Below are 14141 nucleotides of genomic sequence, written 5' to 3'. Positions count from 1 at the left end.
GCAAAATCCGACCTTCACCGTGCTCGCGGCAAACTGGCCCCGCCATCGACGAACAGCGTCTGTCCGGTCACAAATGCGGCATCCTCGCTGGCAAGGAATGCGATCGCTGCTGCGATCTCGTCCGGCTGCGCAAAGCGGTTCATCGGCATCAGCGCGAGGAAGCGCTTTTCGCCTTCGCTGCCCGGGGGCGAGTTTTCGCGAAACAACTCGGTTTCGACCGGACCTGGCGCGATGGCGTTGGCGGTGATTCGTTCGGGCGCGAGTTCGATCGCCATCGAGCGCGTCAGGCTCTCAAGCGCCGACTTCGCGGCAGCGTAGCTGGTCCGCCACCCCAAGCCGCGGGTTACGAGGCTAGTGACGTTGATGATCCTGCCGAAGCCCCGTGCCCGCATGTTCGGCAGGATCGCCTGCGTGAGCGTGAGTGCAGGCCGCAGATTCAGATCTTGGAGGCGCGCGAAGTCGCGCCAGGCGACCTCGCCGAACTTCTCGTGTGCGGTGAGCCCCACATTGTTGACGACGCCGACGACATTGCCGCGCCCGGCGAGATCGGCGGCAAGCGTGTCGGTTGCGGCTTCATCGGCGAGGTCGGTTTCGATGAACTCACCGGGAAAGGCCTTGTCCGGGGCGCGGCGAGCGGTGCCGATAACATGCCAGCCTTGCTTGGCGAGGCGCTCGGCGGCGGCGAAGCCGATGCCCTTGCTGGCACCGGTGATGATGATGGAACGGGTCATATCGGATCTCCTTGAGGAACGGCTTAAGTGGTGGTCGTGGTGAGTGCAGTTGAGTTTATTGAAGCGGGCAGAGGATCGGCGACGAACATGAGGCCTGCGGCGAACAGCACGGCGTCCTTGAGCAGGAAGCCGCCGGTGCCGGAGATTGCGGGGAAGCCGCCGGCGGATGCCTCGAATACGCGCGGAATGAAGAGAAACAGTGTGACGGTGATGGCGAAGGTGACGAGCGTCAGCAAACCGCCAGTAAGGCTTGCTATCCGGCTCCTGAACCCGGCGAGCAGCAGCAGCCCTGCGGTGATCTCGACGATCCCGAGGAAGGCCGAGGCCCCCGCCTTGCCGAACGCAGGTAGCAGCCAGGAGAGCAGCGGATGCGCGGCAATCAGCGGCTCGACCCCGTCGGCTTCGAAGGGAAAGAACTTCACATAGCCGAAGGCGAGGAAGACGGTGACGAGCGTCAGGCGCAGCACGCCCAATGCAGTATCGCGGGTGAAGGTCATGGGTTGTCTCCTTGCGGCCGCGTTCAGGCAGCCATCATGCTCACCGGTCCTGCGATCGCGATCGCGAGGAACATGAGCGAGAAACTGAGGCCGGTTCCGCCGATGGGAAGGAAGGCATGGAACAGGTTTTGTTTGGTACGGTCGGACATGGTTTTTCCTTTGGAAGTGATGTTGGAGTTGCGAAGTCAGGCGTCCGCAAGGGCGCTCGTTCGCTCGACCGCGCGGATAAAGGCTGGCCGCGCTTCGAGTTCGGCGTACCAACGGGCGAGATTGTCGCGGGCCGCGAAGTCTACGCCCACGAACTCGCGCCGCCACAGCCAGCCCCAGTGGGCGATGTCGGCGATGGTCAGCTCGTCGCCCGCGACATAGGCCGTGTCGCCGAGGTGCCGGTGGAGCAGGTTGAGCAGGCGGTTCGCCTCGCCCTTGAACCGCTCGATGGCGATCGGGATCGGTTCGGGCGCGACGCGCTGGAAGAAGCCGGCGTTGCCGAAGGCGGGGCTGAGGCCTGAAGCGTGGAAGAACAACTGCTCGAACGCGCGGGCGCGGGCCGGTCCGGACGCAGGCAGGAGCTTGCCGGTCTTCTCGGCGATCCAGATGAGGATGGCGGCGCTTTCGGTGAGGACGAAGCGCTCGTCGCCGTTCGTTTCCACCAGTACCGGCACCTTGGCATTGGGATTGAGCGCCTGGAAGGCGGGATCCTTCTGCCCGCCGCTGCGGATGTTGACGGGAAGCAGATCGTACTCGAACCCGGCTTCCTCGAGCGCGAGCGGCACCTTGAGGCTGTTCGGTGTGGCGAAGGCGTGGACGGTAATCATGCGACAACTCCTTTGAGGAGGGAGATAAGCGGGAGGGTGATGCGCAGTGTTGCATCGGCGGCAATGACCATCGCCACGCCCATGAGGCTGGACGTGCGGGCGAAGGCGGCAAGCGCCAGCGCCATTTCGGCATCGGCGAAGTCACGCGAGAGAGTGATGGCACGGGCCATGGCTCAGGCGGCCGTCTTCTTGGCGAGCGCGCTAAGCACTTCGAGGATTGCGGCGGGTTCGAGCCGGTTGCGATAGTCGGGATCGACGAAGGCGAAGGCGATTGTGCCGCTTTGGTCGATGACATAGTTCGCGGGCATGGGCAGGACCCAATCCTCGCTGCCGTTCATCTCGGGCAGGCCGTGGCCGAACTTCGAATAGATCGGGCGCAATTCCTCGGCGAGATCGAAGGCGATGCCGAAGCTCTTCGCGACCGCGCTGCTGCCATCCGACAGCACCGCGAAGGCGAGCTCGTTCTTCTCGGCGGTCGACAAGCTCTCGTCCGGGGTCTGCGGGCTCACCGCGACGAGCTTCGCGCCAAGCGCTTCGATACCGGGCAGCGCAGCCTGCAGCGCGCGCAGCTCGAGATTGCAATAGGGGCACCATCCGCCGCGATAGAAGCTGAGCACGACCGGACCGGACTTCAGCAGAGCGCGCAGCGCGACCGCTTCGCCAGTGACGTTTGGCAGGTTGAAGGCCGGAGCCTTGTCGCCCGCCTTCAGTGCCTTCTCGACGATGCCCGAGGCAAGGAGTTCGGCATCGGCGCGTTCCATGGCGTCGCGGATTTCGGCGGGCACCTTGCCCATGAACTCGGCGCGGAAGGCGGCGAGATCGGATGCTAGACTGTTCATAGCGCAAACTCCTGTTGGTAGGCGGCGTCGCGCGCCGACTTGTCGGCGTGGGCCTGGACGATCGGGGGAACCATCACGAGCGTGGTGAGAAGGAAGCCGGCGAGCAGCGACCAAAGGCCATCCTTGTGGCGGGTCATTGTCCGCCACCTGCATTGAGGCTCTTGACCAGCGCGTCGGCCGAGGCGCCTTCGAGCGAGAGGCCGTAGCCGACCTCGCGCACGATCCGCTCCTTGAGGGGCTGGATGAAGTGCACGCGGGTGTTGCGGCGGGTGACTTCGGGCTTGGTCAGATAGATCGCGGCGAGCTCGCGAGCGCGGGTCAGCGCCTGTCCATCGGCGACGACTTCGGACACGACACCCCATTGCTGGGCGGTGCTGGCGCTGATCGGCTTGGGATCGAGCAGCCAGGCTTCGGCGCGGCCCGGACCGGCGCGGTAACTCCACGTCGTGAAGATGCCGTCACCCGGGATGATCCCGCCGGCAAAGTGCGGCAGGTCGTTGAAGCTCGCACCGCGTCCGGCGACGATGACATTGGCCATCAGCGCGTATTCGCTGTGGACGTTGGCCTGGCCCTCGACCGCGGCGATCACCGGCACGCGGATATTAGCGAGATTCTCGAGGATCTGGACGCCTTCGTCATGGACGACGCTCCAGACATCGGGATCGGCCACATTGCCGAAGCTGCCGAAGTCGATGCCGGGGATGAACTGGCCGCCGGCGCCGGTCAGGATGACGATCATGTTGTCGCGGTCCTGCGCGATCCGGTAGAACGCCTCGACGAACTGGGTGTGGTCCTGTGCGGTGAAGGTCAGCGGGCCGCCGTCCGAATGGAAGGTGACGACCAGAACGCCGGCCGCATCGCGTTCGAGCTTGAGGCTGTCGTAATCGTCGAAATAGTCCGGCTGCGCAGTGGCAGTGGTGGCCGCATCCTGCGCAAAGGCAGCGGCCGGGGTGAGGGCCGTGGTCGCGGCGAGCGCGAGGGCGGCGGAGGCAAGCAGGGTTTTCATCATCGGTTCTCCAACTGGATCCCGGCGGCATGCTGGGAGAGGGGGAGAGAGTGCCGCCGGGACCTCGGGGGTGTCTTTTTCGATGATGCGAATGTGCGTCAGGCACGAGCCGCCCGGTAGCGGGCAGGAAGTGCTATGAGCTATGCCTGACAGGAATACGTGGGCCGAAGAAGGTCACGAGCGGGCCCGCGCCGGAGGTTGTCAGAAAAGCCGGACTACGCCCGATTGGTGGGCTAGCGCCAGGAGCGCCCCCTCTGCAGAATAGAGACGCATCTCGCCATGATAGAGGCCGTCCGCGATTGCAGCCAGTTGCGCGTGGCAGAGAACCCATTCGGTGCGTGGGCGAGCAATTATGCGGATCGCGTTGTCGAGGCTCAATGCGCCTGCGGGGCGCCCGATCGCCCAGTGATTGGCTTCGGGCAGATAGTCCGCGAGGAGCGCGAGAAATGGCGACGAAACCGGGTCTTCATCATCCCAGCGCACCCAGAAAGAAAGTTGGCCCGGCCCGAGCGTTGAAGGCGGCGCTGCGAACCGAAAATCGAGCTCGCCGTGCTGGTCCCCCGGATCGCAGCGGATGAAGCGCAGCGGCTCGCAATCCTCGGCCCGGGGTACATTGGGTGCTTGCCACCACTGATGCGAACCGATGTCATCGCGCTTGCCGAGGCTGGCCGAAATCTTCGCGCCTGCCTCGCAATTGATCGCCAACGACATGCCGGCCTGCGTTATCGATCGCCCCTGCCTGAGATGGTCGATCTCGATTTCCAGCTCCTCGCCAACCTTGGGAGATTTGCGAAACTGGCACGACGCCTCGATCAAGGGCTCGCCAGTCACACGCTCTAGCAATCGTATCGCCGCGGCGAATTGCGATCCTCCGCTCATGTGCTTGGCATCGGGCGGACCAAGGCAGAGGTTCCTGTGAGCGACGACCCGCTGCTTGCCGCCAAGGTCTTGCGGCTCGACGAGCTCAAGAAGCCGCTTCGCGCCGAGCATCAGCTGGAGTCCGTTACGCGCTGCGCGATCCGGCGGAGCTGTTCGACGAACAACTCCCGCTCTTCGCCGCCAAGGGCGGACAGCATAAGGCTGCAATTGGCCGAGTCCTGCGCCAGGATAATGCTCCGCGCGGTCTGCCCTGCCTCGCTCAGCGCCAGCGATACCGCGCGGCGATCGGTCGTGCTGCGATGCCGTTCGACCAAGCCGCGCCGGACAAGCCGGTCGATCACCGACTGCATGGTCGTTGCCGAGAGCCCCAGAAAGGCCGCCACGTCGGATGCCCTGCAACCCCTGTTGTCGCTGATGAAATGCAGCGACTGGAAGTCGGGTCCGTTGTAGTGGATGCCCCCGCAAGGCGAGGCCAGTCGCTGCTCGTCGATCATGAAGGCGCGGATCAGCACCCGCAACGAACGCGCCATTTCCAGCGACTGCGGGTCGCTGGTCAAGGCCGTTGCCATTCAAGACTAGCAATCATCAGGAGCGCCCCTGCAATCGCGACGTTCTTGAAGAACAGCGACAGCTGCAATTGCGCGAATTCCCCGTCGAATTGCCAGAACTGATGAAAGACGACATTGGTAGCGAGGGTAAAGACGGCCAGGACCCCTGCTGCGTGGGCAGCGCCCTTTCGGCCCAACGCCAGCAGGACCCCGGCGCCCACTTCAAGCAGGATCGTCAAGGGCAACAGCACTTCGGCGGGGCGAAGACCGGCCTCTGCCATGAACGCCGCAGTCTCGCCCGGGTTCAATATCTTGTTGAGGCCCGCAAGCAGAAACAGCGAGGCAAGAAGCAGCCGTCCCAAGTGTGTCAAAAAACGAAAGGCTGTCGTCTGGCTCAATTCCTCACCATAGACAGATACTACGAATGTCGTACTATCTGCCTATGGTCCGCCTCGGTGTCAAGGATAGAGCTTGCGAACCGCCGTCAGGTTCTCGTCCGCGAAGCCCTTTGCCATGGCGGTCTCGAATAAGCCGAGCGCGGTGCTGGCGATCGGCATGGCCTGCGGCTGACCGCCAATGGCATATCCGAAATCCTTGGCGACCAGCTCGACCGGGAACATCGGATCGTCCTTGCCCGCCAGCATCAGCCCGCTGGCACCCTGCGCGCCGGGCGACAGCAGCGGCGTTTCCGCGAGCTGGCCGATGGCGGTTGCCGGATCCAGGCCGAGGGCCTTCATCCGCCCGATCAGTTCGGCCATGGCGGCCACCTGGATCCCGAACAGCGTGTTGGCGATCAGCTTGAGCGATGCGCCGGCGCCGACAGGGCCCGCATGCAAATGCTTGCCTCCCAGCGCGGCAAGGACGGGCTGGACCTCTGCAATGTCGCTTTCATCGCCGCCGATCAGGTGGACCAGTTGGCCCGCTTCTGCCTGTGGGCGGCTGCCCAGCACCGGAGCATCAAGGAAGCGGACACCAGTTGCGGCGCCTGCCTCGCCCAGCGCCAGCGCATGGTCGCGGGTGATGGTCGAGCTTTCGATGGCGAGGCCACAAGGCTTCATGCCCGCAAGCGCGCCGGTTTCGGCATCGAGCCAGACGCTGCGCGACGCCTCATCATCGCGCAGCATGGCAATGACGATATCGGCGCCGCCAACCGCTTCGCGTGGGGTCTGCGTGGCGCCGCTGCGGTTCCAGCGGGTGACTTTGTGCCCGGCGGCTTCGAGCCGGTCCGCCATGCGGCTGCCCATCGCGCCCTGACCGAGGAAGGTGATGATGGTCATGCGATTTGTTCCTTGGTTGGCAGGCTCGCGGGTTGTTTCTCCGCCCAGCTCCGCCAGCCGCGGAAGTTGAGCGTGATGAACACGATGTTGGAGAGGAAGATCGGCACGCTCAGCGTCAGCGCGGCGAAGACGAACCAGGACAGGTTCGCGGCCATGCCGAAGGCGAAGCCGATGCGGCGTCCGCTGCCGAGGTTGTAGATCATCGCCACGGCCAGCGCGGAGGCGAGCCAGTCGAACCCGTAATACTGGAAGATATCGTGGGGCATCACACGACCTCCTTCTCGTCGGAGTAAGCCGGATAGTCGGTGTAGCCATCGCCGCCGCCGCCATAGATGCGCTCCACGTTGATCGCGTTGAGCGGCAGACCTTCGGCCAGACGGCGCGGCAGGTCGGGGTTGGCGATGAACGGACGGCCGAAGGATGCGGCATCGATCCGGCCTTCGTCGATGGCGGCACGGGCGCGTGTCCCGGTATATGAACCGTTGCCGATATAGGGTCCGTCGAAGGCCTTTCTCAGCAGGATCGGATCGATCAGCCGGTCGGCGGGATCGCCGCGCGGGTCGCTCGGCTCGACCACGTGGAGATAGGCGAGCTTGCGCTTCGAAAGTTCGGTAGCGACATAGCCGAAGGTCGCGGCAGGGTTGGTGTCGCTCGTCCCGTTGATGGTGAGCGAGGGCGACAGGCGGATTCCGACGCGATCGGCGTCCCACGCCGCGATCACCGCGTCGGTGACTTCGAGCGTCAGCCGTGCGCGGTTCTCGATCGAGCCGCCGTAAAGATCGGTTCGCTGGTTGGTGCCGTCGCGCAGGAACTGGTCGAGCAGATAGGCATTGGCGCTGTGGATCTCGACCCCGTCGAACCCGGCGGCCTTCGCATTGGCGGCGGCCTGTGCGTAGTCGGCGACGATGCCGGGAATCTCGTCGGTCTCGAGCGCGCGTGGCACCACGAAATCCTGTATGCCCTCATAGGTAAAGGCCTGGCCTTCGAAACCGATGGCAGACGGCGCGACCGGCAAAGCGCCGCCCGGCTGCAGCGAGGGATGCGAAACACGGCCCACGTGCCACAGCTGGAGGACCATGCGTCCGCCTGCGGCGTGGACCGCGTCGGTGACGATCCGCCAGCCTTCGATCTGCTGTTGCGAATGGATGCCCGGCGCGCCCGCATAGCCCTTGCCCTGCGGTGAGATATGCGTGGCTTCGGACACGATCAGCCCGGCGCTGGCGCGCTGCGTGTAGTAGGTCGCCTGCAACTGGTGCGGCGCATCCTCGGCGTCGGCGCGGGTGCGGGTCATCGGCGCCATGACGATCCGGTTGGGCGCTTCGATCGCGCCGTAGCGGATCGGGGTGAAGAGCGGGTCGGAAGCGGTCATGGCGATAATCCTTGGTTTAAAGGGGGTGCCCCGGCGGCGGGACGGGAGGGGGTGGCCGCCGGGGCTGGGGGGCTTGTGCTCGCTCAGGCGGCTGCGGCCAGTTCCTTGCGGGCGGCAGTGCGACCTTTCGGGTCTTCCCAGCGCAGCGCCGGGTCGGCCATGAAGTCTTCGAGCGGGGTGTGGGTAAGGTGGTTGGTGTAGTTGCTGATCACCTTGGTCGCGATGATCGTGACGACTTCCAGCACCTGAGCCTTGGTGAAGCCTGCTGCGATGAAGGCATCGACCGCATCGTCACCGGCAAAGCCACGCGTTTCGGCGACTTTCTCGGCCAAACGGCGCAGCGCTTCGAGGCGCGCATCGGCGATGGTTTGCTCGTTGCGGATGGCCTGGATCACGTCTTCCGGAACACCAGCCTGGCGGCTGAGGAATGTGTGGCCGGCGGTGCAGTATTCGCAGCCGTGATAGACGTTGATCGCCTGGTAGACGACCTGCGCCTCGGCAGCGGTCAGCGTGCCTTCGGCAGCAATCAGGTTGAACAGATCATCATAGCCCTTGAGCGCCACCGGGCTCTCGGCGAGCGTGCCCTGCAGCTTGGGAATGAAGCCCCAGGCGTTCTTGACTGCGGTCAGGCGGTCCTTCGAACCTTCGGGGGCGGTATCGGGAGTGTGGATCGGGAAAGTGGTCATTGTGTATCTCCTGTTGGCCGCATTGCGAGGGGGCGCTGCGGATGAGCAGGAGATGCGCTATTCTTCATCGTTGCAGAAGAGTGCCTTCGGCGCTAATTCTTATTCCTGAACGGAATAGGAAGAAGTCATGGATCGCCTCGTTGCCATGCGCCAGTTCGTGACCGTGGTCGATGCGGGATCGTTCTCGGCTGCATCCAAGCTGCTCAATATCGGTCAACCCGCCGTATCGAAGGCCGTGGCCGCGCTGGAGGATTATCTCGGCGTGCGGCTGCTGATCCGCACAACCCGCAATCACTCGCTGACCGATGCGGGACAACGCTTCTACGAGCGAGCGAGGATCGCGCTCGACGAGGCGGACGCGGCGGAGGCCGCCGCGAAGGACGAGGACAGCGCGCTCACCGGACGTCTCCGCATCGCCGCCCCGCCGGTCTATGCCAGCCAGCAGATCATTCCGCGACTGGACGCATTCCTTGCCAGCCACCCCGACCTGTTCGTCGACCTCGTTCTGGACGACCGCAGGATCGACCTGATCGAGGAAGGGATCGACCTTGGCCTTAGAGCAGGCGATCTCGAGGACAGCGCAATGGTCGCCAAGCGGGTCGATGTCGCCAAACGCATGGTTGTCGCCTCGCCCGGCTATATCGAGAAGCACGGAGAACCCAAGACACCGGGAGAACTGACTCAACACCGAGTGATCACCTACACACGGTTCGAAGGCGCTGCGGCCTGGCAGTTCAAACAGGGATCAAGCTCGGTCTCCGTCACCGTCGATGGTCCCTTGCGCGTAAGCTCGGCCGAAGGTCTTCGTGCGGCGCTTTTCGCCGGGTTCGGGCTCGGAATGGTCTCTGACAGGATGATCGAACGCGAGATCGAGAGCGGCGAGGTTGTGCCGGTGCTCCCAGGCTGGAGACTGCCAACAATCGATTTCTGGGCGGTGTTCCCAGCAGGTCGTCGCCCGACAGCGCGGGCTCGCCTTTTTGCAGACTGGTTGGCCGAGGAGATGAAGCGCGCCTGACCGATATTGGGCGGGGATAGAAGCAATTGGCGCCTGCAAAACACTGGCGGCTGTTACAGTTTGCTTTCAGAGCCGAATGAATGAACGGCAGGTTTGCGGATCACGTTTGACTAGGTTGAACGACCGATCTTGGCGCGCATAACTGACCGCCAGCGTTGGGCCGAAAGCGGACTGTCGGGTTTCGATTTGCCTTTGCACTAAAGTTGAGGACGAGCATTGCATTTGTCGGCGTGTTGCAATGCGGTGCTCAAGATCTGACGTAGTCCTGCCGGACCGCACACCGGGTAAGCAAAGGTCCGAATTGGGCAACATAGGGCACTGCTGAGTTTTTAGCCTGCCAGTTCGCAACCCGATTTTTCGAAAGCGTCTGTGATTGGTGCGTTTGTAAGCAGTAGACTTCGGACCGCGCCCTCAGCCTCGGGGCCGCTCGTTGCGACAAGGACGTCAACGAAGTCCAGCGATCTTGCCGGTCGCCCCGACCGCTCGCCTTGATCGGTGATTTGCCGGATCGCAGTAAGGATCGGCTCGTCGCCGACGCGTTGGCGCAGGCAGGCGAACACCAGTGTGGCTCGTGAATACATGTCTTCGTTGTCCTCGGCATCGATCAGCGGCGCTACGGGAAAGGCCATGTCGAGCCGCGCCTGCCGATAGCGATCCAGCTCATAGGCGACGAGCGCGCGCAACGCCGCGCTGCCGAAGCGGCGCTCGATCACGACCAGTTCGGCATACTTGGCGAGCGATTCGATCAGGAAGGCGTGCTCTTCGGGAACGCCGTGACCGATCCGATGGCCGAACCATTGATGCGCAGCCTCGTGCGCGGCGCGGCGATAGGCCTGGCTGAAGCCCGCGTCGGCGCGCGGACGCGCGCGGAATGCCAGCCGGTGCGAGAGCAGGGCGGTCTGCGGCAGGGCGTAGCCGCTCGGCCCGATTTCGGGGATAGCGATCAGCCGGAAGGTGCGCTGCGGATAGGGCGCGACCTCGCTCCCGAGCAGCGCCAGCGCGTCCAGCGTGCCGAGCAGGTTGGGATCGTCCTTGGCAAGGATTTTCGGGGCAAGGATTTCGACTGTGACCGGGCCCGCTTCGGCGTATTTGGGCCGCCACGGTACGGAATAGAATGCGGGCATGCTGCGCATCGGCCCATCGCTGCGATAGAGGAAATGGCGGTGCCCGTCCGCCTGCCACGACCGGACCAGTTCGCCCGGCCCAATCGCATGCTGGCCAAGGGCAGTCGTAATCGTGCTTTCGAAGTGCGCGGAGCCGCTTGCCAGCGTGGCCGGTTGGGGAGGCAATCGGCTCGGCGGGGTCAGCTGCAAGGCGGGCAAGCCCTGTTCCGCCCGCCTTTCGGGGTGTCGCAGCGTCAGCTCCCGCTGGTATCCGATCACCGGCAGCATGGCATGGGCGGGAAGGCTGCTGAACGAAGGGCGCAGCACCAGCGGCATGGAGGCGGGAACCAGCCCGGACTGGTGGAGCATTGCAGCGAAGACCAGCTCGCGCGTCTCGCCGGGCTGCATCGGGCGGTCGAGGCGGAACACCGTCTGGCCAAGGCGCGCATCCGTGCGCACCGCCCGCCCTGCCGACAATCGGAGCTCGCCATCGAGCGGCAGCAGGTTGCGGCCGACGAGGAGCTGCGTGATCGTGCTGTCCGAGCGGTTGACGAGCGTCATCCTGGCGACAAGTGCGGCGCTGCTGGACTCCGGGTCGAAGTCGACCGCGAAACGCACAGACGCAACGTCGGGCTGCGGCACGTTCGCCCAGTGGCTGTAAGTCCGCTCGTAATCGGCGCGTTGCGCTCGCCTGTCTTCGGGCGTGACCAGCAAGCCTTCCGCAGCCAGCGCGGTGTGGATCGCGCGGCCATGCATCCCGGCCCCGGCCATGATTACAAGGGCAATCCCCAGTAGCGGCGCTCGGATTGCCGAGCGCCAGCGAACCTGCCGGAAGGCCATGCCGCGATGGTAGAGCAACACGGCCATGAGAAGCAGGGCGAGCGCCACGGCAAACCAGAATGCCGCGAAGGGCGCGAAGCCTGCAATGCTGCCTTCGAAACCCCAGTAATGGTCCGGCGCGACCAGCGGCGTGGCGAGCGGGCGCCACAGCGGATGATGCAGGCCCAGCGCGGGCGCGAGGCTGGTGAAGCCGAACAGGATCACGGCCAGGTTGGCGAGATTTGCGGCGAACCGCAGCCGCACAAGCGCGTGGATCGACACGAACATCATGCCGAGCATGAGCAGCGGCAGCAGCGCAAGCCCGAACTGGAGCGCGTATTCGCGCGGCTCCACCGGGCTATGCGCCGCCAGCTGCGCCGCCATCACCACAAGCCCCGCCAGGGCGAGGAACAGGATCGCAACCGCCCAGATCGCCAGCACCTGCGACCCCACTATCGCCCGCGAGCGATACGGTGTCGCCGCAACCAGCTCGTGCATCCGAAGCGCCGGGAACATCCGGCAAATCCGGTCTGTCGCATAGAGCAGCACCAGCGCCGCAGCGATCGGCACGACGTCCCACATCACGCGGTTGAGCGCATCGCGGCTGTTGGGATCGACCTGCGCCAGGGGTTCGGCATAGGCCAGGCCGCTGAAGGTTTCCGATCCCAGCAGCAGGATCCACCCGCCGATCATCAGGGGGAAAACCCGGTCGCGCACGACATGGCGCACATGCAGCAGGAGAAGCCCTGTGCGGCGCGGCAGGCGCCCTATACCCTCCGCCCGCATCGGCCTTCCCGCCGCCGCATCCGCGCCGCTCCCGGCTCGCCCCACCCGGCTCGGCATCTCGGCGATGCCGCGCAGGAGAAGGAGGCAGGCGATAAGCCACACCGCGCGGCCCGCCAGGATATCGGCAGTGCGGGACCGGAGTAGGCCGCTTTCGGGAATCGGGCTGGTCATCGCGGTGATCGCATAGGGATCGAGCACCAGCAGCGCCTGGCGCAGCGGCTCCCATGCGACATAGCTCCCCGCGATCAGCGGCGTGCCGGTCACGCTGGCGAGGCCGATATAGGCGACCCAGCCGAACCCGGCGCCGAAATAGAGCACGCCCGGATGGCCCGTTGCGCTGCTCAGCCGGGCGAGCACGCAGCTCCAGATGAGGCACGCGGGCGCATGGATCACCGCCAGCCAGCCGAGCGATTCCAGCATGCCCTGCGGCAGCGACTGGCCGTTTCTGCCCGACAGCACCGCTAGGATCGCCAGCTGCGCCATGACGCATGCCGCCAGCAGCAGCGCCAGGCAACTGCCGATACGGCTCGCGAGCCATTGTCTCGCGGTGAGCGGATAGCTGCCGACAAGCTCGCGCATGTCGTGCTCGACCTCGCGCAGGAACACGACCGGGCCGATGGCGGCGGCGAGGAACGGCAGGACGAATATTGGGATGAAGAAATTGGCCCGCAGCAGGGCTTCGGCGGGGGTGCTTCCTACGGGGGCCGCGCTACCAGCGGCGAGCATGCCGCTCATCATGGCCGCGCTGACCAGTGCCAGCCCGACCAGCGGATGGCGACACAGGAGACGCGCTTCGTTGCGCACTTGCAGCGCCCCTGTCATGGCCGCGCCTCGAGCTGGCGCAGTTCGAGGAAATAGCGATCCTCAAGGTTCGGCGGCGCCGGTTCGAAGCCGGAGCCGGGGCACGCGGGCGACCAATAGCGTCGAACCAGCGCCCCCCGGCGATAGGACGAACTGAGCAGGATTGCCCCGTTGGCCGCTTCCGGCTTGGCGGTGCTGCCCAGCCAGACACGGCCGTCGAGCGCGCCGACGATCTGGGCGGTCTTGCCCCCCGCCCTGATGCGCCCGCCCGCAATGATCGCGACCTCCGGGCACAATTGCTCGGCATCGTCGACGATGTGGGTGGAGAGCAGCACAATTCTGTCGTCGCTGAGCTGGCTCAACACATTATAGAGCCGCAGCCGCTCTTCGGGATCGAGGCCTGCGGTCGGTTCGTCGAGGATCAGCAGCGCCGGATCGCCCAGCAGCGCCTGGGCGATGCCGAAACGCTGGCGCATCCCGCCGGAAAAACCGCTGACCGGACGGCGCGCATGGTCGGAAAGATTGGTCAGTTCGAGCAGGCGGTCGACCTGCGCCAGCGTCTCGGCCGAATCCGGCAGACCCTTGAGCACAGCCATGTGTCGCAGCAGCGCGCGGCAGCCGATATAGGGGTAGGCGCCGAAGGATTGCGGCAGGTAGCCGAGCCTCTTTCGCAGGGCGCGCGGGTCCGCAAGCACGTCCGACCCATCGAAGCTGATGCTGCCGCGATCGGGCAGTTGCAGCCCGGCGAGCGTGCGCATCAGCGTGCTTTTGCCCGCGCCATTGGGACCAAGCAGGCCGAACATTCCCGCCGATACCGTCAGGTCCAGTCCGTCGAGCGCGCGCACGCCGCCGCGATAGGTTTTTGCAAGGTCGCGAATTTCGAGCATGGTGCCTCCAGATCGTGCCGGGTTGTCACCTCGCCGGGTTTGCACGGGACAGCAATCGCGCGATGATCAGGGGGAGGCTTGTC

18 protein-coding genes are annotated in these 14141 nt (G+C 65.1%); 1 reads left to right on the top strand and 17 read right to left on the bottom strand.

Annotated elements, in window-relative coordinates; genetic code table 11:
- Nucleotides 1-14 precede the first annotated feature (14 nt).
- The 15 genes from WAB17_RS08135 to WAB17_RS08065 all read right to left on the bottom strand — a co-directional run bounded on the left by WAB17_RS08135 (nucleotide 15) and on the right by WAB17_RS08065 (nucleotide 8647).
- Complete coding sequence (locus WAB17_RS08135; protein ID WP_435416858.1) at nucleotides 15-731, bottom strand: SDR family oxidoreductase; 717 nt, start codon at nucleotides 729-731, stop codon at nucleotides 15-17.
- Nucleotides 732-754: 23 nt separating this feature from the next.
- On the bottom strand, nucleotides 755-1228 hold the full coding sequence (locus WAB17_RS08130; RefSeq protein ID WP_435416857.1) for a DUF417 family protein: 474 nt from the start codon (nucleotides 1226-1228) through the stop codon (nucleotides 755-757).
- A gap of 23 nt (nucleotides 1229-1251) precedes the next feature.
- The gene (locus tag WAB17_RS08125) at nucleotides 1252-1377 is read right to left on the bottom strand and encodes a hypothetical protein (protein WP_435416856.1); all 126 of its coding nucleotides are present in this window, start codon (nucleotides 1375-1377) and stop codon (nucleotides 1252-1254) included.
- Between the two features lie 36 nt (nucleotides 1378-1413).
- Nucleotides 1414-2043 carry a glutathione S-transferase family protein gene (locus WAB17_RS08120; protein WP_435416855.1) on the bottom strand — a complete coding sequence of 210 codons (630 nt, stop codon included), beginning with the start codon at nucleotides 2041-2043 and terminating at the stop codon, nucleotides 1414-1416.
- Nucleotides 2040-2213: a hypothetical protein gene (locus WAB17_RS08115; RefSeq protein WP_435416854.1), complete on the bottom strand. Its 174-nt coding sequence runs from the start codon at nucleotides 2211-2213 to the stop codon at nucleotides 2040-2042. Before WAB17_RS08115 ends, WAB17_RS08120 begins: the two co-directional genes overlap by 4 nt.
- A 3-nt stretch (nucleotides 2214-2216) precedes the next feature.
- Nucleotides 2217-2882: a peroxiredoxin-like family protein gene (locus WAB17_RS08110; protein WP_435416853.1), complete on the bottom strand. Its 666-nt coding sequence runs from the start codon at nucleotides 2880-2882 to the stop codon at nucleotides 2217-2219.
- A complete protein-coding gene (locus WAB17_RS08105; protein WP_435416852.1) occupies nucleotides 2879-3019 on the bottom strand; it encodes a hypothetical protein in 141 nt (46 codons plus the stop codon). Before WAB17_RS08105 ends, WAB17_RS08110 begins: the two co-directional genes overlap by 4 nt.
- Nucleotides 3016-3891, bottom strand: coding sequence for an enoyl-CoA hydratase/isomerase family protein (locus WAB17_RS08100; protein ID WP_435416851.1), 876 nt, complete (start codon nucleotides 3889-3891; stop codon nucleotides 3016-3018). Before WAB17_RS08100 ends, WAB17_RS08105 begins: the two co-directional genes overlap by 4 nt.
- A gap of 198 nt (nucleotides 3892-4089) precedes the next feature.
- Nucleotides 4090-4878 (bottom strand): thioesterase family protein, encoded by a 789-nt coding sequence (locus WAB17_RS08095; protein ID WP_435416850.1) that lies wholly within the window; start codon nucleotides 4876-4878, stop codon nucleotides 4090-4092.
- On the bottom strand, nucleotides 4878-5336 hold the full coding sequence (locus WAB17_RS08090) for a MarR family winged helix-turn-helix transcriptional regulator (RefSeq protein WP_435416849.1): 459 nt from the start codon (nucleotides 5334-5336) through the stop codon (nucleotides 4878-4880). Before WAB17_RS08090 ends, WAB17_RS08095 begins: the two co-directional genes overlap by 1 nt.
- Nucleotides 5321-5713 carry a DoxX family protein gene (locus WAB17_RS08085; RefSeq protein ID WP_435416848.1) on the bottom strand — a complete coding sequence of 131 codons (393 nt, stop codon included), beginning with the start codon at nucleotides 5711-5713 and terminating at the stop codon, nucleotides 5321-5323. The genes WAB17_RS08090 and WAB17_RS08085 overlap by 16 nt, the downstream gene beginning before the upstream one ends.
- Before the next feature lie 60 nt (nucleotides 5714-5773).
- Entirely contained in the window at nucleotides 5774-6592 is an 819-nt protein-coding gene (locus WAB17_RS08080) for an NAD(P)-dependent oxidoreductase (RefSeq protein WP_435416847.1), read from the bottom strand.
- A complete protein-coding gene (locus WAB17_RS08075; protein ID WP_435416846.1) occupies nucleotides 6589-6858 on the bottom strand; it encodes a hypothetical protein in 270 nt (89 codons plus the stop codon). Before WAB17_RS08075 ends, WAB17_RS08080 begins: the two co-directional genes overlap by 4 nt.
- A complete protein-coding gene (locus tag WAB17_RS08070; protein WP_435416845.1) occupies nucleotides 6858-7961 on the bottom strand; it encodes an alkene reductase in 1104 nt (367 codons plus the stop codon). Before WAB17_RS08070 ends, WAB17_RS08075 begins: the two co-directional genes overlap by 1 nt.
- An 83-nt stretch (nucleotides 7962-8044) precedes the next feature.
- Nucleotides 8045-8647 (bottom strand): carboxymuconolactone decarboxylase family protein, encoded by a 603-nt coding sequence (locus WAB17_RS08065; protein WP_435416844.1) that lies wholly within the window; start codon nucleotides 8645-8647, stop codon nucleotides 8045-8047.
- A 127-nt stretch (nucleotides 8648-8774) separates the two neighbouring features.
- Here WAB17_RS08065 and WAB17_RS08060 point away from each other — a divergent pair, with 127 nt between their 5' ends.
- Nucleotides 8775-9662: a LysR family transcriptional regulator gene (locus WAB17_RS08060; protein WP_435416843.1), complete on the top strand. Its 888-nt coding sequence runs from the start codon at nucleotides 8775-8777 to the stop codon at nucleotides 9660-9662.
- Nucleotides 9663-9991: 329 nt separating this feature from the next.
- On the opposite strand, the gene WAB17_RS08055 is transcribed toward WAB17_RS08060, so the two are convergent.
- Nucleotides 9992-13192 (bottom strand): hypothetical protein, encoded by a 3201-nt coding sequence (locus WAB17_RS08055; protein ID WP_435416842.1) that lies wholly within the window; start codon nucleotides 13190-13192, stop codon nucleotides 9992-9994.
- Complete coding sequence (locus tag WAB17_RS08050) at nucleotides 13189-14058, bottom strand: ABC transporter ATP-binding protein (RefSeq protein ID WP_435416841.1); 870 nt, start codon at nucleotides 14056-14058, stop codon at nucleotides 13189-13191. Before WAB17_RS08050 ends, WAB17_RS08055 begins: the two co-directional genes overlap by 4 nt.
- Between the last annotated feature and the right edge of the window lie 83 nt (nucleotides 14059-14141).

The sequence above is a fragment of the Parerythrobacter aurantius genome (assembly GCF_045291475.1).
Taxonomy (GTDB): domain Bacteria; phylum Pseudomonadota; class Alphaproteobacteria; order Sphingomonadales; family Sphingomonadaceae; genus Parerythrobacter; species Parerythrobacter aurantius.
Note: the sequence above shows the minus strand (reverse complement) of the source record. Positions and strands in the feature narration are given on the sequence as shown.